Source organism: Synechococcus sp. CS-1328, from assembly GCF_025128095.1.
Lineage (GTDB): Bacteria > Cyanobacteriota > Cyanobacteriia > PCC-6307 > Cyanobiaceae > CBW1002.
In genome coordinates this window covers 14228-38079 of the sequence record NZ_JAHLYT010000031.1, presented here as the reverse complement: position 1 = coordinate 38079, position 23852 = coordinate 14228, and the positions used below count along the sequence as shown (strand labels likewise).

At 65.7% G+C, this 23852-nt stretch carries 28 protein-coding genes, 2 tRNA genes and 3 pseudogenes; 13 read left to right on the top strand and 20 right to left on the bottom strand.

Features of this window, described 5'->3' with window-relative positions; all coding sequences use genetic code 11:
- Positions 1 to 113 precede the first annotated feature (113 nt).
- Positions 114 to 1193: a hypothetical protein gene (locus KQ310_RS15830; RefSeq protein ID WP_311134701.1), complete on the bottom strand. Its 1080-nt coding sequence runs from the start codon at positions 1191 to 1193 to the stop codon at positions 114 to 116.
- Positions 1194 to 1257: 64 nt separating this feature from the next.
- On the opposite strand from KQ310_RS15830, the gene KQ310_RS05100 reads away from it, so the two are divergent.
- Positions 1258 to 1339: transfer RNA gene (locus KQ310_RS05100), tRNA-Leu, on the top strand.
- Positions 1340 to 1393: 54 nt separating this feature from the next.
- Positions 1394 to 2431 carry a beta-carotene hydroxylase gene (gene crtR / locus KQ310_RS05095; RefSeq protein ID WP_259720693.1) on the top strand — a complete coding sequence of 346 codons (1038 nt, stop codon included), beginning with the start codon at positions 1394 to 1396 and terminating at the stop codon, positions 2429 to 2431.
- 4 nt (positions 2432 to 2435) lie between these two features.
- Here the strand turns inward: crtR and gatC are convergent, their stop codons facing one another.
- The gene (gatC, locus tag KQ310_RS05090) at positions 2436 to 2729 is read right to left on the bottom strand and encodes an Asp-tRNA(Asn)/Glu-tRNA(Gln) amidotransferase subunit GatC (RefSeq protein ID WP_259720692.1); all 294 of its coding nucleotides are present in this window, start codon (positions 2727 to 2729) and stop codon (positions 2436 to 2438) included.
- A 37-nt stretch (positions 2730 to 2766) separates the two neighbouring features.
- Positions 2767 to 3537: a creatininase family protein gene (locus KQ310_RS05085; RefSeq protein WP_259720691.1), complete on the bottom strand. Its 771-nt coding sequence runs from the start codon at positions 3535 to 3537 to the stop codon at positions 2767 to 2769.
- A gap of 63 nt (positions 3538 to 3600) precedes the next feature.
- On the opposite strand from KQ310_RS05085, the gene KQ310_RS05080 reads away from it, so the two are divergent.
- Entirely contained in the window at positions 3601 to 3903 is a 303-nt protein-coding gene (locus KQ310_RS05080) for a DUF6679 family protein (protein ID WP_259720690.1), read from the top strand.
- Between the two features lie 17 nt (positions 3904 to 3920).
- On the opposite strand, the gene KQ310_RS05075 is transcribed toward KQ310_RS05080, so the two are convergent.
- Positions 3921 to 4076, bottom strand: a complete 156-nt coding sequence (locus KQ310_RS05075; RefSeq protein ID WP_259720756.1) for a hypothetical protein — start codon at positions 4074 to 4076, stop codon at positions 3921 to 3923.
- 56 nt (positions 4077 to 4132) lie between these two features.
- Between KQ310_RS05075 and KQ310_RS05070 the strand changes: the two genes are divergently transcribed.
- Entirely contained in the window at positions 4133 to 4813 is a 681-nt protein-coding gene (locus KQ310_RS05070; RefSeq protein WP_259720689.1) for a DNA-3-methyladenine glycosylase, read from the top strand.
- A gap of 56 nt (positions 4814 to 4869) precedes the next feature.
- On the top strand, positions 4870 to 5928 hold the full coding sequence (locus tag KQ310_RS05065; RefSeq protein WP_259720688.1) for an aspartate carbamoyltransferase catalytic subunit: 1059 nt from the start codon (positions 4870 to 4872) through the stop codon (positions 5926 to 5928).
- Here KQ310_RS05065 and KQ310_RS05060 read toward each other — a convergent pair.
- From KQ310_RS05060 to KQ310_RS05050, 3 genes are all read right to left on the bottom strand, one after another.
- Positions 5892 to 6299, bottom strand: coding sequence for a DUF565 domain-containing protein (locus KQ310_RS05060; RefSeq protein ID WP_259720687.1), 408 nt, complete (start codon positions 6297 to 6299; stop codon positions 5892 to 5894). The two genes, KQ310_RS05065 and KQ310_RS05060, sit on opposite strands and share 37 nt — an antisense overlap.
- 137 nt (positions 6300 to 6436) lie before the next feature.
- Positions 6437 to 6634 (bottom strand): hypothetical protein, encoded by a 198-nt coding sequence (locus KQ310_RS05055; protein WP_197157265.1) that lies wholly within the window; start codon positions 6632 to 6634, stop codon positions 6437 to 6439.
- Positions 6635 to 6739: 105 nt separating this feature from the next.
- Positions 6740 to 6901 carry a PCP reductase family protein gene (locus KQ310_RS05050; protein WP_259720686.1) on the bottom strand — a complete coding sequence of 54 codons (162 nt, stop codon included), beginning with the start codon at positions 6899 to 6901 and terminating at the stop codon, positions 6740 to 6742.
- A gap of 197 nt (positions 6902 to 7098) precedes the next feature.
- Between KQ310_RS05050 and KQ310_RS05045 the strand changes: the two are divergent.
- Positions 7099 to 7179, top strand: a pseudogene (locus tag KQ310_RS05045) (hypothetical protein); the annotation flags it as partial.
- A gap of 460 nt (positions 7180 to 7639) precedes the next feature.
- Here KQ310_RS05045 and KQ310_RS05040 read toward each other — a convergent pair.
- Positions 7640 to 7712 (bottom strand) — tRNA-Ala (locus KQ310_RS05040).
- Positions 7713 to 7839: 127 nt separating this feature from the next.
- Here KQ310_RS05040 and KQ310_RS05035 point away from each other — a divergent pair.
- Entirely contained in the window at positions 7840 to 8052 is a 213-nt protein-coding gene (locus KQ310_RS05035) for a DUF2555 domain-containing protein (RefSeq protein ID WP_259720685.1), read from the top strand.
- A 45-nt stretch (positions 8053 to 8097) separates the two neighbouring features.
- Positions 8098 to 9399: a bifunctional phosphopantothenoylcysteine decarboxylase/phosphopantothenate--cysteine ligase CoaBC gene (gene coaBC, locus KQ310_RS05030; RefSeq protein ID WP_259720684.1), complete on the top strand. Its 1302-nt coding sequence runs from the start codon at positions 8098 to 8100 to the stop codon at positions 9397 to 9399.
- Between the two features lie 19 nt (positions 9400 to 9418).
- Here the strand turns inward: coaBC and KQ310_RS05025 are convergent, their stop codons facing one another.
- Positions 9419 to 9730, bottom strand: a complete 312-nt coding sequence (locus tag KQ310_RS05025; RefSeq protein ID WP_259720683.1) for a capsule biosynthesis GfcC family protein — start codon at positions 9728 to 9730, stop codon at positions 9419 to 9421.
- Between the two features lie 161 nt (positions 9731 to 9891).
- Between KQ310_RS05025 and KQ310_RS05020 the strand changes: the two genes are divergently transcribed.
- From KQ310_RS05020 to KQ310_RS05005, 4 genes are all read left to right on the top strand, one after another.
- A complete protein-coding gene (locus tag KQ310_RS05020; RefSeq protein WP_259720682.1) occupies positions 9892 to 10710 on the top strand; it encodes a photosystem II manganese-stabilizing polypeptide in 819 nt (272 codons plus the stop codon).
- A 116-nt stretch (positions 10711 to 10826) separates the two neighbouring features.
- Entirely contained in the window at positions 10827 to 12005 is a 1179-nt protein-coding gene (gene sat / locus KQ310_RS05015; protein ID WP_259720681.1) for a sulfate adenylyltransferase, read from the top strand.
- An 82-nt stretch (positions 12006 to 12087) separates the two neighbouring features.
- Positions 12088 to 13935 (top strand): ATP-dependent zinc metalloprotease FtsH3, encoded by a 1848-nt coding sequence (gene ftsH3, locus KQ310_RS05010; protein ID WP_259720680.1) that lies wholly within the window; start codon positions 12088 to 12090, stop codon positions 13933 to 13935.
- Between the two features lie 64 nt (positions 13936 to 13999).
- Positions 14000 to 14719 carry a bifunctional 4-hydroxy-2-oxoglutarate aldolase/2-dehydro-3-deoxy-phosphogluconate aldolase gene (locus tag KQ310_RS05005; protein ID WP_311134700.1) on the top strand — a complete coding sequence of 240 codons (720 nt, stop codon included), beginning with the start codon at positions 14000 to 14002 and terminating at the stop codon, positions 14717 to 14719.
- A gap of 34 nt (positions 14720 to 14753) precedes the next feature.
- Here KQ310_RS05005 and aroC read toward each other — a convergent pair whose 3' ends face one another.
- Together aroC and KQ310_RS04995 are read right to left on the bottom strand one after the other, a co-directional pair.
- Positions 14754 to 15842 carry a chorismate synthase gene (gene aroC, locus KQ310_RS05000; protein ID WP_259720678.1) on the bottom strand — a complete coding sequence of 363 codons (1089 nt, stop codon included), beginning with the start codon at positions 15840 to 15842 and terminating at the stop codon, positions 14754 to 14756.
- An 86-nt stretch (positions 15843 to 15928) separates the two neighbouring features.
- The gene (locus tag KQ310_RS04995; protein ID WP_259720677.1) at positions 15929 to 17329 is read right to left on the bottom strand and encodes a mechanosensitive ion channel family protein; all 1401 of its coding nucleotides are present in this window, start codon (positions 17327 to 17329) and stop codon (positions 15929 to 15931) included.
- 698 nt (positions 17330 to 18027) lie between these two features.
- On the opposite strand from KQ310_RS04995, the gene KQ310_RS04990 reads away from it, so the two are divergent.
- Positions 18028 to 18867 carry a hypothetical protein gene (locus KQ310_RS04990; RefSeq protein WP_259720676.1) on the top strand — a complete coding sequence of 280 codons (840 nt, stop codon included), beginning with the start codon at positions 18028 to 18030 and terminating at the stop codon, positions 18865 to 18867.
- Positions 18868 to 18890: 23 nt separating this feature from the next.
- Here KQ310_RS04990 and KQ310_RS04985 read toward each other — a convergent pair whose 3' ends face one another.
- The 9 genes and pseudogenes from KQ310_RS04985 to KQ310_RS04950 all read right to left on the bottom strand — a co-directional run bounded on the left by KQ310_RS04985 (position 18891) and on the right by KQ310_RS04950 (position 23820).
- Complete coding sequence (locus tag KQ310_RS04985; RefSeq protein WP_259720675.1) at positions 18891 to 19778, bottom strand: bile acid:sodium symporter family protein; 888 nt, start codon at positions 19776 to 19778, stop codon at positions 18891 to 18893.
- Between the two features lie 59 nt (positions 19779 to 19837).
- Positions 19838 to 20224, bottom strand: coding sequence for a YidH family protein (locus tag KQ310_RS04980; protein ID WP_259720674.1), 387 nt, complete (start codon positions 20222 to 20224; stop codon positions 19838 to 19840).
- 79 nt (positions 20225 to 20303) lie between these two features.
- A pseudogene (locus KQ310_RS04975) lies at positions 20304 to 20558 on the bottom strand (DUF1622 domain-containing protein); the annotation flags it as partial.
- Positions 20559 to 20678: 120 nt separating this feature from the next.
- Entirely contained in the window at positions 20679 to 21146 is a 468-nt protein-coding gene (locus KQ310_RS04970) for a formylglycine-generating enzyme family protein (RefSeq protein WP_259720744.1), read from the bottom strand.
- Positions 21103 to 21873, bottom strand: a complete 771-nt coding sequence (locus KQ310_RS04965; protein WP_399237679.1) for an SUMF1/EgtB/PvdO family nonheme iron enzyme — start codon at positions 21871 to 21873, stop codon at positions 21103 to 21105. The genes KQ310_RS04970 and KQ310_RS04965 overlap by 44 nt, the downstream gene beginning before the upstream one ends.
- Before the next feature lie 96 nt (positions 21874 to 21969).
- Positions 21970 to 22228, bottom strand: a pseudogene (locus KQ310_RS15980) (SulP family inorganic anion transporter); the annotation flags it as partial.
- Positions 22229 to 22260: 32 nt separating this feature from the next.
- The gene (locus tag KQ310_RS15975) at positions 22261 to 22455 is read right to left on the bottom strand and encodes a SulP family inorganic anion transporter (RefSeq protein WP_399237677.1); all 195 of its coding nucleotides are present in this window, start codon (positions 22453 to 22455) and stop codon (positions 22261 to 22263) included.
- Positions 22455 to 22838, bottom strand: coding sequence for a YidH family protein (locus KQ310_RS04955; protein ID WP_259720672.1), 384 nt, complete (start codon positions 22836 to 22838; stop codon positions 22455 to 22457). The genes KQ310_RS15975 and KQ310_RS04955 overlap by 1 nt, the downstream gene beginning before the upstream one ends.
- Before the next feature lie 103 nt (positions 22839 to 22941).
- Entirely contained in the window at positions 22942 to 23820 is an 879-nt protein-coding gene (locus tag KQ310_RS04950; RefSeq protein WP_259720671.1) for a bile acid:sodium symporter family protein, read from the bottom strand.
- Positions 23821 to 23852 lie beyond the last annotated feature (32 nt).

The window sequence follows — 23852 nt, the reverse complement described above, 5'->3', positions numbered from 1 at the left end:
GCCGGATCGGAGGGCGAGGAGGAGGCCGGGCTGGCGGTCACGACGCCTCGGTGCAGCAAGGCGCGATTATCCCGTCCCGCTGCATTCGCCCCTGCGTGAGGGCGTCTTCGGCGTCAGGGCGCCTCTGGCGTTGAGCGCAGCAGCGCGTCGACATCGTCGAAGCTGCGCACCACTGGGGCCGATCCACTCTCCGATTCGCCTACTTCGCCTTCGCGAGCTTCGGCTTCGGCTTCGGGAGCTTCGGGGCCGGCTTCAGCTGCTGGTTCTGCCGGCGCCTGAATCGAAGACTGGTCCTGAACCGAAGCAGGCTCTGGAACCCAAGCTGTCTCCGGAACGGAAGCAGCCTCCGGAACCGAAGCAGGTGTCTGGGGTTCTGAGTCCTGTTGCGTGAGCTCGGAGGGGTTCAGGCCGTCCTCCGGGGCAGGGCTGGGCGCTGCCGCTGTCCCCGCCGGCAGGGTTTCGGCCTCATCCCTTGGGGCAGTCCGCAGAGGGCTCGATCTTTCTGGCTCGGGGCTTTGCTGGGGCGCGGACTCGAGGCTCGACAGGGAATCAGAACCGGGCTCCAGCTGGTCCCCTGGGTTGGATCCTGTTTCGGCCAGGGCTTCCCTGTCCGTCCCTGGCTCTGACTGGACCTCCAGGGGTGGCTGTCGTTCGGAAGCTGGTTCTGGATTGCCAGCAGCGGCTTCACCCCCGGCCGCTTCAAGGCTTGCAGCGACTGTAGTTTCAGGGTCAGAACTGACCTCTGAGCTGTCCGTGGCCGCAGGCTCCTGACGCACCCAGCGCTTGGTGACGCTGCGCGGTTGGCGCCGCTCCTGGATCCAGCTGGCCAGTCCCGTTGCCAGGCCCGTCGCCAGCTCAAGCAGCTTGCCGACCGCGACCAGCAGTTGCTCCAGGCTGGTGCGCCACCGCTCCAGCGACCAGAGCCGCTGCTGCTCCTCGGGGGTGAGCTGACGCCAGCGCGCCTGGCCCACCTCGCTGCCGAGGCGGCCGATCAGCAGACCGCCGCAGAGCACGGCCACCATCGGCGCCCCCACCAGGCGGTCGGCGCTGGTGACCAGCACCAGCCCCAGCAGCAGCACCACGGCCCCCCACACCGTGTCGCGGGGGCGGCTCAGCTCCTGGGCCAGCAGCGGCAGCAGCAGAACAGCCAGCCCCAGCAGCAGGGCCAGGCTTCCCCCCAGGGTGGCGAGCATGGCGGTGTGGCGAACGGCCCCCATTGTGGAAGCTGTTCCCCGACACTCCCTAGAGTTTCCAGACGCCCACCTGGCGGAATTGGTAGACGCGCTGGGTTTAGGTTCCAGTGGCTCAGGCTGTGGGGGTTCAAGTCCCCCGGTGGGCATCCCCAGTTTTTTAGGCTGGGTCGACCTTTTGGCCTCAGATGCATCGGCAGGGGATGACGGACGTTGCGGTTGCGCCTGAAGCGCTTTCCATCCAGCCCCCCGCCGGCCAGGTGCTGAGCCGTTCCCCTTCCAGTGCGGTGCCGCGCCGGTTCCTGGACCCGCCGGATGCCTGGAATCCAACCGTGGGGTTGTTTCTGGGGGGCTATGCCCTGGCTGGGCTCACCATCTGGGGCTGGTTCGGCGCGGGTTGGCCCCTGCCGGTGCTGCTGGCCCTCGGCTTCCTGGCCCTGCATCTCGAGGGCACCGTGATTCACGATGCCTGCCACAATGCCGCCCACCCCAGCCGCTTCTGGAACGCGGTGATGGGCCATGGGGCAGCGTTGCTGCTCGGCTTCAGCTTTCCGGTGTTCACGCGTGTGCATCTGCAGCACCACGCCCATGTGAACGACCCCAAACACGATCCCGATCACATCGTGTCCACTTTTGGACCGCTGTGGCTGATCGCACCGCGTTTTTTCTATCACGAGGTCTTCTTCTTCCGGCATCACCTCTGGCGCCGCTATGAATTATTTGAGTGGGGCCTGGCTCGCGGTATCTTCTTCGCGATCGTGCTGGCGTCGTTCAAGTATGGCTTCCAGGATTTCGTCTTCAACTGCTGGTTCGCGCCGGCGCTGATGGTGGGTGTCACGCTTGGGCTGTTTTTTGATTACCTGCCCCATCGGCCCTTTCAATCGCGCAACCGCTGGCACAATGCCCGCGTTTATCCGGGCAGGTTGATGAATCTGTTGATCATGGGGCAGAACTATCACCTGATCCACCATCTCTGGCCGTCGATTCCCTGGTTTGAATACCAGGGGGCCTATCACGCCACCCGTCACATTCTCGACGCCAAGGGATCACCTCAGCGCCTTGGCTTGTTCGAGACCCGCACGGATGGGCTCAATTTCCTCTACGACATCTTTCTCGGTGTCCGCAGTCATAAGAAGCGTCGCAGTCGGCTTAGGCCTCTGGCTGCTCTGATGCCGACCCGCCATGCCCGACGCAGGGTGCTTGAGCTGCTGCATCGAACCGCGGTGTCGCCGGTCCGCTGAGGGGTTACTCGGCCAGGATGCGCGGCACCCGGAAGAAGTCGCCTTCGCGCTGCGGGGCAAGATCCAGAAGGTTCTGCCGCTCCGAGGTGACTTCCACCGCATCAGCCCGGGTCACATTCACCACTTCCACGGCCCGGGTGGTGGGCTCAACGCCTTCGGTGTCCACCTGCTGGAGATGGGCGACGTAATCGAGGATGCGCTCCAGCTGACCGGTGTACGTGGTGATCTTCTCCTCGGGGAGATCGAGGCGGGCCAGGTGGGCCACCTTGCGCACATCGTCGGCCGTGATCCTGCTCATCGCTGCACCCGGGTGGGGGGGAAGGCTGGAGGCGAACCTACTCGGCCAGGAAGGCGGTGAGATCCTCCGCCAGGGCCGTGGCCGCCAGATCCAGGAAGGTCTGGCCGTGGTCGGCACGGGCAAGGAAGGGATCGGACCCCATGCGGCCATCGGGATGGCGCCGGCGGAAATCGGCGGGCCCATGGATCGGGCCTGCCGGCGCCGCTTCGGGCAGGGGCCGCTGCTTCTCGGCCAGGCTCGGCTCCAGGTGCAGGGTCAACGCGATTTCGCTGGGGGTGGCGTGATGGCCTTCCCGTTCGCCATAGCGCTGCCTGGCTTCACGCATCACCGGTGCGGCGGTGAACCAGTTGGCCAGGCGGCAGCGCAGCCGTTCCGGGTGGGGTAGTCCCCGGGCGGCAGCGGTGCCGTAGGCCTGGGCGAAGGCGGCCCGGGCCGTGGCGATGTTGCCGCCGTGGCCGTTGATCACGAAGATCCGCTCAAAGCCGTGGCGCGCCAGCGACAGCACCACGTCGTGGAGCACAGCCAGCAGCGTGGCCGGCTGCAGGCTGATCGTGCCGGCGAAATCGAGGTGGTGCTCCGCCATGCCGAAGGCCTGGGTCGGCGTGACCAACACACCGGTGCGGCGGCCCACCTCCAGGGCCACGGCTTCGGCGGTGAGCGCATCGGTGCCGATGGCCCCGGTGGGTCCGTGCTGCTCCGTGGAACCGAGCGGCACGATCACCCCCTTGCAGTGCTCTAGGTAGGCCTCCACCTCCGGCCAGCTGCGCAGCTGCAGGCGAATGGCTTCGGTGCTGGGGGAGATGGTCATGGTGAACAGCGGCAACCTGGATGGATCTGCTTAGGATCAATGGGCCTGCAGCCCGGAGGGACCATGCTGCACCGCAAGCTCCAACAGTTTTGCTCTGAGAAGCGCCCGGTGTGGGTGTTTCTGCGCGATCAGCAGCGCTGGATCGAAGAGGCGCGCATCCTGGAGATCGACGGCGATCTCGTCACCCTGCGCTACGACGCCGAAGACGACGACGAGCTGCACAGCTGGGAGGAAAGCGTGCGCCTCGATTCGATCGGCGCCGTCAGCACCCGCCTGGCCTACGTGTGCCGCACCAACACGGCCGACGATCTGCTGACCTCCGAGGACTGCCCCGAAGCCGAACGGCTCGGCAGCCAGGGCTCCTGAACAGCTCCCAGGTGTGGTCAGTGGGCCGTTCCGTTGCCGTCGTAGGCATCGGTGTCGTAGTAGCCGCCCTTGGTGCCGAAGAACAGGGTGGTAAGGCAGAACAGCACGCTCACGACCAGCACCACGATGGCTGGGTTGAAGCCGGAGCTCGGATCGGGCACGGGGGCATTCACTCGTTGATGGCCCCAGTCTGTCGACAGACGCTGCCGCTGTGGGGCCTCCGGTCAGGATGGTGGCGTCTCCTGACCTCGCGCCTGTGATCCGGCTGCCGGCACCCCTGTCCCAGGGGTTCTTCGCGCGCCCGGCCGAAACGGTGGCGCCGGAGCTGATCGGCACCCTGCTGGTGCGGCACCTGCCGGATGGAACCGTGCTGCGGGGGCTGATCGTGGAAACGGAGGCCTACTGCCAGAGCGAGCCGGCCTGCCACGGGCATCGCCGCCGCACGCACAGCAACGACACCCTGTTTGGTGAGCCTGGGCGGTTTTATGTCTATCTCACCTACGGCCTGCATCACTGCGTCAACGTGGTGACCGGCCGCAAAGACTGGGCCAACGGCGTGCTGTTGCGGGCGGTGGCGCTGCCTGGCGAACCGGAGCGGCTTGCGGCTGGTCCCGCCCTGCTGGCGCGCCGTTTCGGCCTCGATCGGGCACTGGATGGCTGCTCCGTGGCGCCGGAGTCGGGGGTGTGGCTGGCGCCGGTTCCCCCGCGGCTGCAGGGCTGGCTCGATCAGTGCCGCAGCCGTGGGGAAGACCCGCTGTGCCAGTGCCCCCGCATCGGCATCTCCTCTGCTCAGGAGCTGCCCTGGCGCTGGTATCTGCGCGCCAGCCGCAGTGTCAGCCGCCGGGTGCGCGGTGATCGGAGGCCGCCGCTGGCGCTTGCCCTCGATCCGGCCGTCCTTCTGGACGGCTGAGCCAGGCTGGTCGGCTGAGCCCTACCTTGTGGAGTGTTCTGCGCGACCGCGGCCCCTTGAGCGGCTGGAACCACCGCCACGTGATCGACCTGGCGGCGTTTTCGCTGCAGGATTTCGCCACTGTGCTGGAGCTGGCTCAGCGCTTCCGTTCCCTGCCTGACGCCGGCGCTCGCAAGCTGCCGGCTCTGCAGGGCCGGTTGATGACCACCCTCTTCTTCGAGCCGAGCACCCGCACCCGCAGCAGCTTCGAGTTGGCCGCCAGGCGCCTCTCCGCCGACGTTCAGAGCTTCTCCCCCTCCTCTAGCTCGCTCAGCAAGGGCGAGAGCCTGCTCGATACCGCCCGCACCTATGTGGCGATGGGGGCCACGGTGCTGGTGGTGCGCCATCGCTGCGCCGGTGTGCCTGCCTGCCTGGCGCGGGATCTTGATGGGGCCGGCGAGCGGGTGGCGGTGCTCAATGCCGGCGATGGGCTGCACAGCCATCCCAGCCAGGGTCTGCTGGATCTGTTCACGCTTGCCCGCTACTTCGATCCTCGGGCCCCAACACCCGAGAGCCTGCGGGGCCGGCGGGTCGTGATCGTGGGCGATGTGGTGCACTCGCGCGTCGCCCGCTCCAACCTCTGGGCCCTCACCGCCTGTGGCGCCGATGTGGTGCTCTGTGGTCCACCCACCCTGGTGCCCGAGGCCTTCGCCGATTTCGTGGCGGCCCCGCCCCCGGGCCAGCCTGAGGATCCCGTGGCCCGGCGTGGTTCGATCCGGGTGGTGCGCTCCCTGGAGGAGGCGCTGCCAGGGGCCGATGCGGTGATGACCCTGCGCCTGCAGAAGGAGCGGATGCAGGAGCAGCTGCTGTCCAGCCTCGACACCTACCACCGTCTCTATGGCCTCAGCCGCGATCGCCTGGCCCTGTGTGGCCAACCCGTGCCCCTGCTCCATCCCGGCCCGGTCAACCGTGGCGTGGAAATGGCCGGCGACCTGCTCGACGATCCCGGCGCCAACCTGGTGGAGGAGCAGGTCCGCAACGGTATCCCGGTGCGCATGGCCCTGCTCTATCTGCTGGCCGCTGGTGAGGCCGCCGCTGCTCAGAACAGCTTGAAGCCGTCCAGCAGCAGGCCGTAGAGCAGGCCGATCCGCCCCATGTCCAGCAGTTCCAGCCCCAGATGATCGCCGCGCTGCCGCAGCAACCAGCGGCGGGCCCGGATGGCGAATTCCATCGCGATCACGCAGAACAGGGCCGCCAGATGGTCGATGAAGGCAAGGGCGCCGCAGATGGTGCCGACGCCACCGCCGATCACAAAGCCCAGCAGCAGCACGATCAGCAGCAAGGCCAGCCGCCGCCAGGGATTACTGGCCCAGCGGCTCAGGGCTGCGCCGGAGTCGACCACCTGGCGTTGCAGGCGCGTCGGTTGTGGCTGTAGCGACCCTGAGCCGAGGGCGGGCTCGATGGGCGGGGACGGGTTGGCGCGGCGAGCCGGAAAGGGAGTGCGCATCAGGCGGCCGGTGCCAGGGCCAGTGAGCCGGAGCCCAGTGAACCGCACGGCGGAGCTGGAGGACAGCCGTCGCGCGGGCGGACCTCAGGCTTGGACCTGTCCTGCGTGCTGACGGGCTTGTCGCTGGAAGCCGGGAATCAGCCCTCGCTGTCTTTCTTGCGGGAGCCCTTGCCTTCCAGCAACTCAAGCAGGGCCTCCATCTGGGCCATCACGCCCCGCACCTCACCGGCTTCGGGCAGGAGTCCGTCTTCCATCACACCCTGGTGCATCTCGCGCAGTTCCTGGCGGATGTAGCGCAGATGACTGACCACCTGTTCACGCTTGGACTGCGACATCGCAATGGTAGGGAACGGATCAGACCTCTCTTTTACCCCATCGCCCTTCCAAGCCCGGCTCGGCGTGAGGGAGCCGGGATCGGATCAGCGTGGGCGAGGGTCCGCTCACTTCTGCCCGAACTGGGCCTTGGCCTGCTCGTAGAAGGCCAGGTCGATCCGCTCCAGACCCGCATCGCCGGCCAAGCGTTCAATGCGTCGACGCACCGCTGGCCGCACGAAGAAGGGGACCTCCTTCAGCTTGGTTTCGGCGTCGCTGTTCCATTCCATGCAAGCCAGTCTGACTGACTGAATGCTGGCTGGGAGCGGGCCACGCCACAGCGGATGCCCTCAAGAGACCGTCGTTAAAAGAAGGGTTGCGCAGGGAGGTTCAATCGTTAAGTCTTACCTGATAGCCCCACGGCCGCTCCCGGGGCTGACTTGACGCGGACTGGCTCAACGGGAATCGTGGCAACGACAATGTTAATGGAGGGGCTGATAATGATGTCGTTCGAGGCGGCGACGACGTCGATAATCTTTCCGGCGAGGCGGGGGACGACATTCTTGTCGGTGATCTGGGCAAGGATTTCTTGGCTGGTGGAACAGGGAATGACCGCTTTGTGCTGCGGACTGAGGCTGGCAACACCTCGGCCAATGCTTCCGAAGTTGATGTGATCACTGATTTTGCCATTGCCGCCGGCAATAAGGACAAAATCGTGCTGCCCGGCGTGACCGCCTTTTCGCAGCTTGATTTCACGAACACCACGATTGACGGGTTTGCCGGGACATTGATCAGTTTCGTTGGGGGGGGATCGCATCGGCTTCGTTCGCAATATCACCGCTGCAAACCTCAGCGCCGGCGGCGGTTCCAACTTGGTGCTTGGCGCAACGGCAGACGATTTCTACTCAAAAATCACTCCCGATTTCTTCCTGCAGAACCCGACCATGGCCACGACACTGATCCCCGTCTGAACCTGCGCGGCGAAGCAGGGGGTGTTCTGGTGCCCCCTGCCCAGCTCAATGTTGCAATGGAGAATAGGGGACTCGAACCCCTGACCTCTGCGGTGCGATCGCAGCGCTCTACCAGCTGAGCTAATTCCCCGTTCCGCACCCTCAGGGTGTGCGGCATTGGTCGGTGATCGCCTCACAGCGGTCACCGATACCAACAGTTTTACCATCGCCGGCTGCGGGATCCCTGGCAGGATCACGGAGTCGATTTGTTTTGCGCCATGGGCCCGGCTTCGATCACCCACGAGCAGCTCGAGGCTTTCGACGAGGTCGGCATCGCTGAGCTGGCCCGGCGCCTCGAGGAAGACGACTACCCCACGGCCTTTGCGGGCCTCGGGGACTGGCATCTGCTGCGGGCCCTGGCGATCCATCGCCCCGAGCTGGCACGGCCCTACGTGCACCTGGTGGATCAGGAGCCCTTCGACGAGGAGTGAGCGCCTCGACTGTCGCTTCTGTCTGCGTCGTGCTGCTCCACCCCTGTGCCGGCCCCCTTCCCCCACCCCGCCGTGGCTGCGCTCCCAGGGCTTGACCCGCTCGAGGGTCGCCGGATCCTGGTGCTTATTAGCGGGAGTATCGCCGCTGTGAAGCTGCCGCTGGTGGTGAGTGCCCTCGCCAAGCGGGGCGCCCAGGTGCGCTGTGTCTTGAGCCCCAGTGCAGCCCAGCTGGTCAGTCCTGTGGCCCTGGCCAGCCTCAGCCGTCACCCCTGCTTGCTCGAGGCCGATGCCTGGAGCCACCAGTCCTCCCGGCCTCTGCACGTGGAGCTGGCCGAATGGGCGGAGCTGGTGCTGTTGGCTCCCCTGAGCGCTTCCAGCCTGGCCCGCTGGGTGCACGGCCTCGGCGACACCTTGCTCTCCAGCGTCCTGCTGGCCTGCGAGGCGCCGGTGGTGGCCGCTGCGGCCATGAACACGGCGATGTGGGGTTCTCCGGCGGTGCGGCGCAACTGGGAGATGCTCCAGGGGTTCGAGCGGGTGTTGCCGTTGGGCCCCGCAGCCGGTTTGCTCGCCTGCGACCGGGTCGGTGACGGGCGTATGGCCGAACCGGCCCAGCTGCTGCTGGCGCTTGAATCGCTGGCCCTGCATGGGTGGCGGCGTGACTGGCAAGGCCGCCAGCTGCTGGTGACCGCCGGCCCCACGCGGGAGTTTCTCGATCCGGCCCGCTGCCTCACCAATCCCAGCACCGGCCGGATGGGGGTGCTGCTGGCCCAGGCAGCCCGTCTGCGGGGGGCGGCAGTGACCCTGCTGCATGGTCCGCTGGCACTGGATCCGCAGCTGCTTGATGGGCTCAACTGCCGGGCCATCACCACCGCCGCCGAGCTGGAGCAGGAACTGGCGGCTCTGCAGGCCAGCCATGACGCCATTGCCATGGCGGCCGCCGTGGCCGATCACCGCCGCGCCCAGCCCCTGGCGGACAAGCCGGCCAAACACGAGCTGGAGGCGCTTCTCCAGGGCGGCTGGGAACCGGTGCCTGATCTGCTGGCGGGCCTGGTGCAGCGGCGCCAGGAGCTGCGGCCCGATCGGCAGCCGATTCTCGGCTTCGCGGCCCATTCCGGCGATGTGCTGCCCCAGGCCCGAGCCAAGTTCGCCCGTAAAGGGTGTGAGCTGCTCTTTGCCAATCCGATTGATCAGTCCGGTGCCGGTTTCGGCTCAGCCACCAATCAGGGCTGGCTGCTGGGCCCGGGCGAGGCGGTCACACCGATCGGACCCGCCGGCAAGCTGGCGGTCGCCCATCGGCTGCTGGATGCCCTGGCTGCGCTTCTTGCGCCGCAACCAACCAATCGGTAAGGACTCCATCCGCCAGGCCTCAAGCCGCCAGGGGATGCTCCTCCTCAGGACGATCCTGTTGCAGTAGATCCATGAAGGTGCGCAGCTGCAGGCGGGGGATGTAGGGCCAGCCGCCGGTCTCCTCCATGCGCTTCAGCACACCGAACAGCCTGTTCCGATCGGCCGGCAGGCTGCCGCGGAACGGACCGTCCTGAATCGAGCGATGGGTCTGCTCCAGCTGGCGGAGCAGATCCAGCAGGGATTCGGGGTCGTTGCGCAGCTCGTCGGCCATGGTTTCGAGAGCAGCCAGCTGGGTGCGGAGGTGGTCCTGCTGCTGGCTCGTGAGGCTCATGGGGTGACGCTTGTGGGCAAAGAAGACGGCTCCCCCATACAGGTTGTTGAGAGCCCGGTGATGCTACCGGGAATGCGGGTTTGCCACCGGTAAGATCCGCCTCGGCGCTTCCTGTTCTCCTCTCTCCCGCCTTCCATCCCCCGCCCCTGCGGCTTCTCCCGATGCGTTTCCGTCCCCTGCTGGCCCTCGGGCTGGCCCTGTGCCTGACCCTGGTGACCGCGTGCAGCGGTGGGGCCAAGGCTGTTGATCGGGCCAACCTCACCTACGACGACATCCACAACACGGGTCTCGCTAACAATTGCCCCACCCTGCCGGATTCAGCCCGCGGCTCGATCAGCCTCGATGCCGGTACGAAGTACCAGCTGCGTGAGATCTGCCTGCACCCCACGGAGGTGTTCGTAAAAGGCGAGCCGGCCAACAAGCGGCAGGAAGCGCAGTTCGTGGCCGGCAGGATCCTGACCCGCTACACCTCCAGCCTTGATCAGGTCTACGGCGATCTCTCCGTGGACGGCGACAAGCTCAACTTCCAGGAGCTGGGTGGGATCGACTTCCAGGCCATCACCGTTCTGATGCCCGGCGGTGAGGAAGTGCCCTTCATGTTCTCCAGCAAGGAGCTGCTGGCCCAGGCCGATGGCGCTGCCATCAGCACCAGCACGGATTTCACCGGCAGCTACCGCGCCCCCAGCTACCGCACCAGCAACTTCCTCGATCCCAAGGGTCGTGGTCTGACCACCGGCTACAGCAGCGCCATGGGTCTGGTGCCGGTTGGCGACGACGAGGACCTGCTGAAGGAGAACGTCAAGCGCTACGTCGACGGCACCGGAACCATGGAGTTCTCCATCACCAAGGTGGATTCCTCCAGTGGTGAATTCGCCGGCGTGTTCACGGCCATCCAGCCCTCCGACACCGACATGGGCGGCAAGCAGGCGGTGGACGTCAAGATCAGCGGCGAGCTCTATGGCCGTCTTGAGCAGGTCTGATCCCCTGCCCAGCTGATTGATGCGAGAAGGGGCCTTGAGGCCCCTTTTTCATGGCCATCCCCGGAGCCGCCTCGGGCTGGTCTGGGAGAATCGTGCCAACGTTTTTTGGGGTCTCCATGTCGGTTGCCGAGTCCGCAACTCCCGCCGCCCAGGGCCTGATCGTCCCGCATGGCGGCAGCCTGGTGGATCTGATGGTGCCGGCGGCCGAGCGAGAGGCGCTCAAGGTGGGCGTGGATCGGGTGCTGGAGTGCAGCGACCGCAACGCCTGCGACGTCGAACTGCTGGTGGTTGGAGGCTTCTCGCCCCTGCGCGGCTTCATGCACCAGGAGGATTACGACGCGGTGGTGGAGCAGCACCGCACCACCAGTGGTCTGCTGTTCGGCCTGCCGATCGTGTTCGACACCAGCGATGCCTCGATCGCCGTGGGTGATCGGCTGCTGCTCACCTATCGGGGCCAGGACCTGGCGGTGCTCACGGTTGAAAGCCGCTGGGAACCGGACAAGGTCAAGGAGGCCAAGGGTTGCTACGGCACCACCTCCCTGGAGCACCCGGCCGTGCGGATGATCGCCACCGAGCGTGGCCGCTACTACCTGGGCGGTCGGGTGCAGGGGCTGGAGCTTCCGACCCGCGTCTTCCCCTGCAAGACGCCGGCTGAGGTGCGCGCCACCCTGCCGCTGGGCGAAGACGTGGTGGCGTTCCAGTGCCGCAACCCCATCCACCGGGCCCACTACGAACTGTTCACCCGGGCCCTGGAGGCCACCAACGTCAGCAAGGGCGGCGTGGTGCTGGTGCACCCCACCTGCGGGCCCACCCAGGACGACGACATTTCCGGTGCGGTGCGCTTCCAGACCTACGAGCGGCTGGCGGCGGAGGTCAACAACCTCCGGATCCGCTGGGCCTACCTGCCCTACTCGATGCACATGGCCGGCCCGCGGGAGGCCCTGCAGCACATGATCATCCGCAAAAACTACGGCTGCACCCACTTCATCATTGGCCGCGACATGGCTGGCTGCAAGTCGTCCCTGAGCGGTGACGATTTCTACGGTCCCTACCAGGCCCAGGATTTCGCCCGCGACAATGCCTCTGAACTGGGGATGGAGACCGTGCCGTCGCTCAACCTCGTCTACACGGAGGAGGAGGGCTACGTGACCGCCGAGCACGCTGAGGCTCGCGGCCTGCACGTGAGGAAGCTCAGCGGCACCCAGTTCCGCCAGATGCTGCGCGGCGGCGAGGAGATCCCCGAATGGTTCGCCTTCCGTAGCGTGGTCGACGTGCTGCGGTCGGCGGCCGGCTGAGGTCCAGGCTCCGAAAGGCGCCCACAACCGCCCGATCCTGAGGGCGGTTAACATTCCTTTACTTCCTAGAGCGGAGAGTCGAGTGGCGAAGAAGGGTTGGCGCAATGCGGGGCTCTACGTCCTGCTGGCCGTGGTGGTTATTGCGGTGGGCACCGCCTTCCTGGATCGCCCCGATCCGGCCAATGCGCCCCGAACGCTCCGCTACAGCGATTTCGTCGAGGCGGTTCAGGGCAACGAGGTGTCGCGCGTGCTGATCTCCCCCGATCGGGGCACCGCCCAGGTGGTGGAGAACGACGGCCGCCGCGCTGTGGTCAACCTCGCCCCCGACAAGGACCTGCTCAAGCTGCTCACGGATCACGATGTGGACATCGCCGTGCAGCCCAGCCGCGAGCCTGCGGCCTGGCAGCAGGCCGTGGGCAGCCTCATCTTCCCGCTGCTGCTGCTCGGTGGTCTGTTCTTCCTGCTGCGCCGTGCCCAGGGCGGCGGCGGCAACCCGGCGATGAGCTTCGGCAAGAGCAAGGCGCGGGTGCAGATGGAGCCCCAGACCCAGGTCACCTTCGGTGATGTGGCCGGCATCGAAGGGGCCAAGCTCGAGCTCACCGAGGTGGTCGACTTCCTCAAGAACCCGGATCGCTTCACGGCCGTTGGCGCCAAGATTCCCAAAGGTGTGCTGCTGGTGGGCCCTCCGGGCACCGGCAAGACCCTGCTGGCCAAAGCCGTGGCTGGCGAGGCTGGCGTGCCCTTCTTCTCGATTTCCGGTTCGGAATTCGTGGAGATGTTCGTGGGTGTCGGCGCCAGCCGCGTGCGCGACCTGTTCGAGCAGGCCAAGAAGAATGCCCCCTGCATTGTGTTCATCGACGAGATCGATGCGGTGGGCCGTCAGCGCGGAGCCGGCCTCGGCGGTGGCAACGACGAACGCGAGCAGACCCTCAACCAGCTGCTCACCGAAATGGACGGCTTTGAGGGCAACACCGGCATCATCATCGTGGCGGCCACGAACCGTCCGGATGTGCTGGATCAGGCGCTGATGCGTCCCGGTCGCTTCGATCGCCAGGTGGTGGTGGATCGGCCCGATTACTCCGGCCGCCTCCAGATCCTTGCCGTGCATGCCCGCGGCAAGACCCTGGCCAAGGATGTCGACCTCGACAAGGTCGCCCGCCGCACCCCCGGCTTCACCGGGGCTGACCTGGCCAATCTGCTGAATGAGGCGGCGATTCTGGCGGCCCGCCACCAGCTCACCGAGATCTCGATGGATGAGGTGAACGATGCGATCGAGCGGGTGATGGCCGGTCCGGAGAAGAAAGACCGGGTGATGAGCGAGAAGCGCAAGCGGCTGGTGGCTTATCACGAGGCTGGCCATGCCCTGGTGGGTGCGCTGATGCCGGATTACGACCCGGTGCAGAAGATCTCGATCATTCCCCGTGGCAACGCCGGCGGCCTCACCTTCTTCACCCCCAGCGAAGAACGCATGGAGTCTGGCCTCTATTCCCGCGCCTATCTCCAGAATCAGATGGCGGTGGCCCTGGGTGGCCGTGTCGCTGAGGAGATCGTCTACGGCGAAGATGAGGTGACCACCGGAGCCTCCAACGACCTGCAGCAGGTGGCCCGGGTGGCCCGCCAGATGGTGACCCGTTTCGGCATGAGTGATCGGCTCGGCCCTGTGGCCCTGGGCCGCAGCCAGGGGGGGATGTTCCTCGGTCGCGATATTGCCGCTGAGCGCGATTTCTCCGAAGACACCGCTGCAGCGATTGATGAGGAGGTGAGCGAGCTGGTGGGTGAGGCCTACCAGCGCGCCAACGCAGTGCTGAGCGCCAACCGCCCCGTTCTCGATGAGCTGGCCGAGATGCTGGTGGAGAAGGAGACTGTGGACGCTGAGGATCTGCAGGAGTTGCTGGTGCGTCGCGACGTGCGCGTGGCCGAATACGTCTGACCGGCATCAGTCGATGCGTTGCGGTTGACCGCTATCTGTTGACCCGTCTCGCCGTGAGTCTCCCTTGAGGCCTTCCGCTGCGGTTGCCGCTGATCCCGCTGGGTTGATTGCCAGCCTGCGGAGGCAGCCGCTGCTGTTGGTTCTTCGACCCCAGACCCCGCTCGACGCCGCTCCACTTCTGGAGCGGCTTGTCGAATTGGGGCTTCGTCATGTCGAACTGGCCTTCCAGGAGTCGCCGCACTGGCGGCCTCAGTGCCGTGAGTTGATCGCTGCCTTTCCAGGTCTGCGTCTTGGGGCGGCCTCGGTCTGCACGGTCGAAGCCCTGGCTGCATGCTCAGCGGCGGGCTTTTCCTACGTGGTGTCGCCGATCCTGGATGGGGAGCTGGTGCAGCATGCGGCGGCGGCCGGCATCACCCTGGTGCCTGGCGTGATGAGCCCCACCGAAGTGAATCAGGCCCGCTTGCTCGGCTCTCCGCTGGTGAAGCTCTTTCCGGCGAAGGCCCTGGGCCGCGGCTACTGGTCAGGCCTGCGCGCCCCGCTCGGTGCCTTGCCGTTCTGCATTGCTGCGGGCGGCTTGTCGCCTGCGGATGTGATCCCATGGCTGCGCAGCGGCATCGATGCGGTGGCACTGGGCTCCTCACTCGCCCTGGATCGTTCAGACGACTCGCCGTCCCAGGCTGAGCAGGGTGACCGGTCTTTCGAGCCTCTCGAGCCCTTGAGGCGCCTGCTTGTCGAGCTGGGCCACACCTGGCCGGTCTCAGAATCGGCGACGGCTGCAGACTGAACCGCGCCTGATCTCCATCCTGGCGCTGCTGCGGTCACCAGAGGCTGCACTGGCCCTGCTGGCGCAGCAGGTGATCGGCCAGCACCAGGGCCACCATGGCTTCCACCATCGGCACCGCCCGCGGCAGGACGCAGGGGTCGTGGCGCCCCTTGGCGGCCAGGGTGGTGGCGGCGCCGCTGGCGTCGATCGTCTGTTGCTCCTTGCGGATCGTGGCGGTGGGCTTGAAGGCCACCCGCAGCACGATGTCCTCACCGTTGCTGATGCCGCCCTGGATGCCACCGGAGTTGTTGGTGGCCGTGTGGAGGCGGCCGTCGTCGCTGGGCAGGAACGCGTCGTTGTGCTCGCTTCCCCTGAGCAGGGTGCCGCCGAAGCCGGAGCCGATCTCGAAGCCCTTGGTGGCGGGCAACGACATCACCGCCTTGGCCAGGTCGGCTTCGAGCTTGTCGAACACTGGCATGCCGAGCCCCACCGGGGCCTGGCGCACGACGCACTCGATCACGCCGCCGCAGGAATCACCGTCGCGCCCGATCGCTTCGATCCGATCGATCATCCGCGCGGCGCTGTCGCCATCGGGACAGCGCACGATGTTGGATTCCACGGCCTCAAGGGTCACCGCTGCCGGATCGATGGACGCCTCGATCGTGTGGATCCGCTGCACCCAGGCCAGCACTTCGGTGCCATGGCAGTGGGCCAGCAGTTGCTTGGCAATGGCGCCGGCGGCCACCCGGCCGATGGTTTCCCGCGCCGAGGCCCGGCCACCGCCGCTGCGGGCCTGAATGCCATATTTGGCCTGATACGTGGCATCGGCGTGGGACGGCCGAAACGCCACCGCCATCTCGTTGTAATCGCCGGGGCGTTGATCCTTGTTGCGCACCACCATGGCGATGGGGGTGCCCAGGGTCACACCGTCCAGCAGGCCGCTGAGGATCTCGACCCGGTCCTCCTCCTTGCGGGGTGTGGTGATGCGGCTCTGCCCCGGTTTGCGCCGGTCCAGTTCCGCTTGGATCGCCTCCAGATCGAGCGGCAACCGCGGCGGGCAGCCGTCGACGATCACCCCGACGCCGCCGCCGTGGGATTCACCGAAGGTGCTGATCCGAAACAGGGTGCCGAAGCTGCTGCCCATGGCGGCGTCACGTTGACGCGAGCGTAGGGGACGCTCCTGCCCCTGCTGCGAATGAGACGGGACGCTTTGCTGCGGGCCGGTTGGGTTCAGCCTTCGCTCTTGGGCAAGGTGCTGGCATTGCCGTTGCGGATGGCGTGATAGCCGGGCGAGAGAATCTCCACTTCGGCGGCCGCGAAGCAATCCTGCAGCGCTGCCAGCACATCGGAGAGGGTGCGTCGGTAGAGATCCACATCTTTGACGAAGGCCGTGAGCTCATAACTGATATGGAAGTCGTTGAGCGCGGTCTGCAGCACGAACGGTTCGATTTCCTCTGAAATTCCCGGTGCACTCCTGGCGGCCGACAGCATCAGCTCGTGCACTTTCCGCCACGGCACGTCGTAGCCGATAGTGATCGTGGTCGAGAGGGCAACAGGAGTGCTGAGTTCGCGGCGGGAAAAGCTGTAGTTGGTCACGGAGGCGGCAATCACTGCGGCATTGGGAATGCTCACCAGCTCATTGCGTGGTGTACGAATTCGGGTCACCAGCAGACGCCGTTCCTGCACCAGTCCCACCACACCATCAATCATCACCCGATCCCCCTCGGTGAAGGCGCGGGTGTAGATCAGCATCAGGCCACTGATGATGTTGGAGGCGATGGCGCTGGAGCCGAGGGCAGCCAGCACGCCCACGAACAGGCCAGCACCCTGGAAGGCCTTGGTGCTGGTGCCGGGGATGTAGGGATAGGCAATCACCAGACCGCCCACCAGGATCAGCACGGCCGCGATCCGGCCCGTGGGCCGCGCCCATTCGGGGTAAAACCAGGCGAAGTGCAGCTGGCCGCGCTCCAGGGCGTTGAAGCAGAAGGTGCTGAGCCGCATCACGCTGATGGTGAGGGCCAGGATCAAGGCGATGGTCAGTAAATCGGGAATGGAATTCACCACCCCCGCCAGCACGGCGCTGATCACGCTGAGCAGTTGTGCCCGCAGGCCTTCGGCCATGGCGCTGGTGGGCGGGAACAGGCCGAGCAGCAGAGGAATCAGCAGGTAGCTGAGCAGCAGCAGCAGACTCCAGTGGATGATGCGCAGGGCCGCGGCCAGAATCCGCGTGAACTGGCCGGCACTGAGAAGAGCATTGTCGCCGATCTGGAATCGGCCCAGCTGGATTTCATGCAGTTGGGAGATGCTCTGCTGTAGGCGTCTATGCAATGCCGATTGCCAGCGGATCCAGAGCACGTAAATCCCCAGCACCAGGAGAGCCAGTGCTGTGCCCCGCAACCAGCTGGAGAGACTGTTGTTGCTGCGGTAAGAGCTGATGGCGCCACGGATTTGATCGCGGTAGCGGGTCGCTAAGGCCTCGCGGGTGAGGTCAAAACACTGAGCAACGCGATCATCGATGGCCAGAAGCCGGATGAAGTTATCCGGCTTGGCGCCCTTGATCCCGATCAATGTATAGGGATCATCTTGGAAGAGTTCGATTTGTTTGGGCTGAATCGTGTTGTCTTTCGCCACCCGCAGTAGCGCTGCGCTGCCTCGGCGGACAACCTCGTTAAGGTCCTGCGCTCCGATCGCTGAGCGCATCTGCAGCACTTGGCGGCCTTCCAGCGTGAGCCAGGCAGGTTTTGCACTGCACCATGGTTTGGCTTCCGCCGTTGAAGCCGCTCTCGTGTTGGCGGTGACGAGCCCCTCAAGCCCCCCCCATACGAGCAATCCAACCAGGAGTCCTGCCGTCAGAGCAAGGAGACCGGCTGGCCCTGGCCGGCGCCGCGTCGAGCGGGATGGAGCTCGTGGACGCAGGAGGCCTCGCCACTGCCGAAGTGGATGACGCAGCCAAGACCTGGCCATGGTCGGTTCTGGGGGGGGAGTGTGTTGGCCCCGGGTCCAACAGGTTTAGGGGAGTGGGGGGCACAGGGACCTGCTTGTTACGAATGGGCAACAGCTGGAATGCGGACCTGGCCCGTGGGGAAAGAGTGATACTTGATCGAAAGCTTCTTTATCAGCCAGTAAGATCATCTGCTTGGCTTTTCGTTCGAGTTTTGGCTTGGGCTGAGCCATCTCCCATTCATTTTTGCCCTATGCAGCCTGACGTCTCTTCCCTCGTCGATCGCCTGGCTTGGCGCCGCGTCGTGAGGCAGGTGATGGATCCTTTGGGTTGGTGTTGTGTGGGGGCGGGCCTGATCGCTGCCGGATCGCCCGGGTGGAGTGAATCTGTGCAGGACCTCCAGGTGGAGGCGGCTCCCGCAGTAGAGGCTCCCGCGGCAGAGGCTCCAGGGCCGATGGCTGAAGACGTGCAGGTCGAGGCGGATCCGCGGGCATGGGCAAGCACGGTTGAATTGTATGGATTTCTGCCGATTCGGCTCACCGGCACCACAACGATTCGGGGGTTTTCGGCCGATACGGATCTTGATCTTGGCGACGTGCTCTCACGCCTCCAATGGGCCACGTCTGTGCGTGGCAGCGTGGAATCTGGCCGCATCGGTCTGCTGACGGATCTCAGTTATGCCCGGGTGGGAGATCAGGCAACGCGCACCACCAGTCGCGGGCGTTTCACCGGGAATGGAGCGCTCACGGCCGTTCAGGGGATGTATGACCTGGCCCTGCGCTATCGCTTCGGAGCACCGGAATCCGCGCTCGGCAAGCCAGGGCAGTTCAGTGTGATCCCCTACGCCGGGATTCGGCTGCTCCAGGCCAGGCTGGATGCCTCGGCTCAGGTCCGGGGCAATGGCGATCGTGGGCTGCGTGTGGAACGGGAAGGCAGCTTCGGTCGAACCTGGGTGCAACCTCTGGTGGGTACCCAGGCGACCGTGTTTCTCTCGCCGAAGTTGCGTGCTTTCGCCCGCGCTGACGTGGGCGGCTGGGGATTGTCCGGTGCCCGGGATCTTTCCGGGAATGCCCAGGTGGGGCTTGGTTATGCGGTGGGCAACAACACGGATCTCAACCTCTCCTGGCGGTATCTGGGCATCGAGTATGACAATGGTTTGTCAGATCGACCCAGTGGATACACCAGTTATCAGAATGGTGTCGAGCTGGGCCTGAAGTTCTTCTTCTGACCAGGTTGATGGCTGGCTCGCGCCTAGCTTGCGCTGCTCTTGGGCTGTTCCATCGACACGCGGGCTGCCAGTAGCTTCAGAACAATGATGGAGACTACGGTGCTGATCAAGGTGTAGGACAGTACGGCAGGAATCAGGCCCTTGATCGAGGCGCCGTAGACCACGGCCAGCTGAGCGGCCAGCCCCAGATTTCTTGTGCTCGTCACCAGGGCCACCGTGGGACGGTCACTCGGATCTGGACCTGCCAAGCCATAGCCGATGCCCAGACTGATCGCCACCATGGCGGTCATGACCAGCAGTCCGAAGAGGTTCTGGCTTAGGAACGGAATCAGCTGACTGGCGGTGATCGCCAGCAACACCACGACCATCACCACCAGCAGCGCCGTGGCCACCTGGTTGATGGTGCTGGTCCAGCGCTCGGCCCAGCCTGGTCGCCAGGTTTTCACCAGCAGCCCTGCGGCCAGCGGAATCAGTTGAACCCGGGTCACCTGGAGGGCGATGTCCAGTGGACGAATGTCCCAGCCACTCACCGGCCTGACCAGGGTGAACAGCTCCGCCAGCAAAGGGATCGAGAGGATTGCCAGCAGGGCTGCCGACACCTGAATGCGGGCGGCCAGTCCGGAGGCCCTTTCCGGTGAGCTCGTCCGACGGAGGGCCAGCGGGGCGCTGGGGCAGATCACCATCAGGGCGATGGCGAATCTTACGGGCACAGACAGCTTGGCCGCCAGTGGAAGCTCCAGCAGCAGCAGTCCAGCCAGGGGAACCAGCAGGCAGGTGCCGATCAGAATCCGGCCGAGCACTGCCGGTTGATGGCGGCTCAGGGCGAACGTGGATCCCCGTAGCCCCAGACCCAGGGCAAACATGACCGTAAAAATGGTGAAACTCACCAACAGGCCAATGATCGGCGGCATAGGAAAGGGGGCGGATTCAATGACGTGGTTGTGTGGTGGTCTGTGACTTCAGCCCACTATCAGGAGCTGGAGGCTCCGACAAGGAGTAGTGCTAAGGCTGCAATCCCAATCAGTGTGAGTGCGATGGCTGTGAAGATGGCGATTGATGATTGGCTGATATAAGCGAAATCGTCCCGTTGTAGCCGTTTGAGCACGCGGAGGTGTTGGCGTGTTGCCGCTGCCATCGCCAGAATGCCTGTGAGAACGAATCCGATTGCAATCAGCCGCACGCTGATTCCTGCATGGGAACTGCCTTCGAAGCGTGAGCGCTCGATAGCGCCGATGATCTTGTCGAGGCCGAATCCGAAACTGATCAGGGAGAGGCAGGTGCGGATCCAGGCCATCATGGTGCGCTCGGCCGCTGCCCGGCTGCGCTCTTTGGCCAGTTCGTTGTTGAGATTGGTCATCGCCGTACTTCCCTGACAGGGCTAGCGGAAAGGTTCGTGATGTCGTCTTCCAATTCTGTTCGGCTTCCAATTCCTTGGCCAGAAAGAGATTCAGCAGGGTGCGGATCACGGCAATGGTGGCTAGCTGGATCAGATTCTGCTCCGAGGGTGAGGCGGTGGTGGAAACGATGTCGGCGCCCAGCTGAAACTCCAGTGCCATTGACAGCCAGGTGCCGAAGGTGAGTCGGCTGCGATGCCAGAATCCTTGCAGCAGCGTGATCACCAGGCCAATCGCGACACACAGCAGCGAAAGAAACTCCAGGCACAGCCGAAGTGGCTCGGCGATGTGCTCCATCCCCAGGTCCATCAGGGTGGCCAGGCCCATCGATCAGCTCCGCACGATGCAGCGAAATCCCATGTGGCAGGTGGATGTATCAATCCCCTGGGCCATGCGTGCCGACGGTCGGTAGCGGCGTCAATAGCTGGGAGTACAAAGGAACGATCCTCCTTTCACAACCTTGCGGGGCATACTCTGGTGCTGGGAGGTGGGGTCGATGTTGGCCTCACGGGAGCCTCCCCGGGGATTGGGGATGGGGCAGCAGCCTGTCTCGGTCTGGTCCTGATGGCGCTGAACCTCGGCATCGGCGCCATGGTGCTGATACCAGTCATCGGTCCACTCCCACACATTGCCGATCATGTCGAGCAGGCCGTATCCGTCGAGCAGGCTGTTGTGGTGGGGGAAGTCACCCTGAAAGGTGTTGGCCATGGGCCGGCCGCCGGGGTGGAGTTCCTCCCCCCAGGCGAACTCAACCCCCTCCACCCCGCCCCGGGCGGCCCGCTCCCATTCCGCTTCGCTGGGCAGCTGTTTGCCGGCCCAGGTGGCGTAGGCGACGGCATCCTCATGGGCCACATGCACCACGGGATGGTGGTTGCGGCTCTTGATCGAGCTGCCGGGCCCTTCGGGGTGGCGCCAGTTCGCCCCGCTCAGCTACTGCCACCAAGCGGTAGGGGTCGCCCGTGCCGATCGGACCCGGCGGTGGCACGAACACGATCGAGGAGGGCGCCAGCAGCTCCGGCAGGGCATTGGGGTAGGCCGCCGGATCCGCCCGCCGCTCGGCCAGGGTCACGTGACCCGTGGCCTTCACGAACTTGCGGAACTGGGCGTTGGTCACCGGGGCACGGTCGATCCAGAAGCCCACCACCGCCTTTGGCCGGTGACGATCCACCTCGGCCCGCATCCTGGTGAGAACGCCATGGGCATTGGCGAAGAACAGGCGCCCCTCGGCACGGAGCAGCAGCAGCCCATGCCAGGTCTCATCGTGGGGATGCCGGGCTGAGAGAGGTCGGAACACATCAGTGCCGCGCTTGCGGCCGATGGCATACACCGGCGGGTTCACCTCCTGCTGCACCAGCGCCAGCAGGGAGAGGATCACGGCCACCAGGATGCCCTTGAGGGTGCCCAGGAACGCCACCCCGAGGAAGGCCACCACAGCCCAGTTGAATTCGGCATGGCGCACGCGCCGGATCGCGAGGAACTCCCCGGGGGCGATCAGCTCGAAGGAGTACACGATCACCACTACGGCCAGGGCCGTCAGGGGCATCAGCGCAAGCCAGGGGGCCAGCAGCAGCAGGGTGACCAGCGCGGCCCCCGCCGTGACCAGCTCGGCCATCTGGCTGCGGGCGCCGGCCTGGCGGTAGCAGGCTGAACAGTCCGGCCGAGGGCAGGAGCGTGGCGATCGAGGTTCGCGGGATGTCCCCCAGCAGGGCTGCCAGGTCGCGGAAGAAGCCGGCCTTCTCCACATGCAGCCCCAGCAGCTTGGGCAGCTGATCCACCACGATCACCAGCCCGATGCCGGATTTGAAACCCACCAGCACCGATTCGGAGATGAAGTTGGCGATGAAGCCGAACCGCAGCAGGGCCGCGCCGCAGAGCATCGCTCCCACCAACACGGTCAGAGTGGCGCTGGCTGTCATCAAGGCGCTGGGCTCAGCGTCAGGCGTCAGCCGATTCAGCTCACTGCCCACCAGGATCGCCAGGGTGGTGGTGGTGCTGACGCTCAGGGGCTGGAGCTGCCCAGCAGGGCATAGACCGCCATCGGCACCAGAGCCGTGTACAGCCCCACCTGCACCGGCAGACCGGCAATGGTGGCGTAGGCCATCGCCTTGGGCAGCACCACCGCGGCGGCGGTCAGGCCGGCGGCCAGATCCGCCTGGCCCAGTCCCTGCCCAAGCCTCTGGCTGTAGCCGCTCATCAGCCGCTCATTCCACCGGCGATCAGCAGCACCAGGGCAACCAGGCCGATCAGGGTGAGGGCCAGCGCCGTCGCCATCGAGACCGAGGCCTCGTCGATGTAGACGAAATCGTCCTGCTTCAACCGCCGCAGCACCTTGCGGTGTTGGCGGGTGGCGGCTGCCATGGCCAGGATCCCTGTGAGCACGAATCCGATGGAGATCAACCGCACGCTGAGCTGCGTATGGGCACTGCCCTCCAGGCGGCTGGCCTGGATCGCCCCGATGATCTTGTCGAGACCGAAGCCGAAGCTGATCAGGGACAGGCAGGTGCGGATCCAGGCCATCAGGGTGCGCTCGGCAGCCGCCCGGTTGCGCTCCTTGGCCAGTTCGTTGGTGAGGTTCATCGGGTTGCCGCAAGCAAGGGCTGGCTGCTCAGGATTTCGGTCGCAGCTGGCGATCCTGCCCCAGCGCCTGGGGCACGGCCTCGGGTGATTCACACCAAGGCATCTAAGGGATCACGAAGGGCACCTGCTGCTTCTGGCGCTGCCAGCGCAGGAAGGGAATCGAGAGCAGCACAGTGATCAGCAGATAGGCGAGCACGGCGAGTTTCAGGCCAGGGATGTCGGCGCCGTAGGTCGTGGCGAACAGCAGCGCCAGCCCTGGGTTGCGCATTGAGGTGACGAGGGCGAGCGTGGTGCGCTCCCGGGGGTCAGGGCCAGCGATCCCATAGCCGATGGCCAGGGCCGCCAGCACCATCACGGCCATCAAACCCAGAGCCACCAGGTTGGTGGCCGCGAAGGGCAGCAGCAGAGGCAGCGACTTGACCAGCACCAGCACGATCAGCAGCAGCAGCAGGCCATTACCCAGCTTCTCGAGCGGACCCGACAGCCGGTTCGCCCAGAGCGGCCGCCAGCGCCTGAGCCCCAGGCCCGCCAGCAGGGGCAGCACCTGGGCCTTGCCCACCTGGAGGGCCACCTCCTTCGGGCCGATGTCCCAGCCTGAGATCCCGAAGGAGGACCGGAACAGATCCACGATCAGTGGGATTGAAACGATCGCGGCCACGGCCGCACAGGCCTGGAGCACCGCCGCCAGCTCGCGGTCTCCGCCCATTTTGCCGGCCTTGCGCAGGGTGAGGGGAGCGCTGGGTGAGATGGCCATCAGGGCAATGCCGTATCGGGCGGCCTTGGAGAGGGCCAGGTCCGGAGTCAGCTTCATCAGCACAAGGGCCACCAGAGGGACCAGCACACAGGACGCAATCAGTACCCTGATCACCAGGGCAGGCCTGCGGCGCAGCTTGACGATGGCCTCTCCCTTCAGGCCAACACCCAGGCCGAACATGATCGTGAACAGGGTGAGGCTGACGAGCAGCAGGGTTGCCTGGGCCATGGCGTCGGGGTCGGGGGGAGGTGTCGGCTGGA

Coding starts and splice junctions, on each gene's coding strand:
- KQ310_RS15830 (WP_311134701.1), bottom strand. CDS start 1,193: ATGCTCGCCACCCTGGGGGGAAGCCTGGCCCTGCTGCTGGGGCTGGCT.
- crtR (WP_259720693.1), top strand. CDS start 1,394: ATGACGGACGTTGCGGTTGCGCCTGAAGCGCTTTCCATCCAGCCCCCC.
- gatC (WP_259720692.1), bottom strand. CDS start 2,729: ATGAGCAGGATCACGGCCGACGATGTGCGCAAGGTGGCCCACCTGGCC.
- KQ310_RS05085 (WP_259720691.1), bottom strand. CDS start 3,537: ATGACCATCTCCCCCAGCACCGAAGCCATTCGCCTGCAGCTGCGCAGC.
- KQ310_RS05080 (WP_259720690.1), top strand. CDS start 3,601: ATGCTGCACCGCAAGCTCCAACAGTTTTGCTCTGAGAAGCGCCCGGTG.
- KQ310_RS05070 (WP_259720689.1), top strand. CDS start 4,133: ATGGTGGCGTCTCCTGACCTCGCGCCTGTGATCCGGCTGCCGGCACCC.
- KQ310_RS05060 (WP_259720687.1), bottom strand. CDS start 6,299: ATGCGCACTCCCTTTCCGGCTCGCCGCGCCAACCCGTCCCCGCCCATC.
- KQ310_RS05055 (WP_197157265.1), bottom strand. CDS start 6,634: ATGTCGCAGTCCAAGCGTGAACAGGTGGTCAGTCATCTGCGCTACATC.
- KQ310_RS05050 (WP_259720686.1), bottom strand. CDS start 6,901: ATGGAATGGAACAGCGACGCCGAAACCAAGCTGAAGGAGGTCCCCTTC.
- KQ310_RS05035 (WP_259720685.1), top strand. CDS start 7,840: ATGGGCCCGGCTTCGATCACCCACGAGCAGCTCGAGGCTTTCGACGAG.
- KQ310_RS05025 (WP_259720683.1), bottom strand. CDS start 9,730: ATGAGCCTCACGAGCCAGCAGCAGGACCACCTCCGCACCCAGCTGGCT.
- KQ310_RS05020 (WP_259720682.1), top strand. CDS start 9,892: ATGCGTTTCCGTCCCCTGCTGGCCCTCGGGCTGGCCCTGTGCCTGACC.
- sat (WP_259720681.1), top strand. CDS start 10,827: ATGTCGGTTGCCGAGTCCGCAACTCCCGCCGCCCAGGGCCTGATCGTC.
- aroC (WP_259720678.1), bottom strand. CDS start 15,842: ATGGGCAGCAGCTTCGGCACCCTGTTTCGGATCAGCACCTTCGGTGAA.
- KQ310_RS04985 (WP_259720675.1), bottom strand. CDS start 19,778: ATGCCGCCGATCATTGGCCTGTTGGTGAGTTTCACCATTTTTACGGTC.
- KQ310_RS04980 (WP_259720674.1), bottom strand. CDS start 20,224: ATGACCAATCTCAACAACGAACTGGCCAAAGAGCGCAGCCGGGCAGCG.
- KQ310_RS04965 (WP_399237679.1), bottom strand. CDS start 21,873: ATGGCCGAGCTGGTCACGGCGGGGGCCGCGCTGGTCACCCTGCTGCTG.
- KQ310_RS15975 (WP_399237677.1), bottom strand. CDS start 22,455: ATGAGCGGCTACAGCCAGAGGCTTGGGCAGGGACTGGGCCAGGCGGAT.
- KQ310_RS04955 (WP_259720672.1), bottom strand. CDS start 22,838: ATGAACCTCACCAACGAACTGGCCAAGGAGCGCAACCGGGCGGCTGCC.
- KQ310_RS04950 (WP_259720671.1), bottom strand. CDS start 23,820: ATGGCCCAGGCAACCCTGCTGCTCGTCAGCCTCACCCTGTTCACGATC.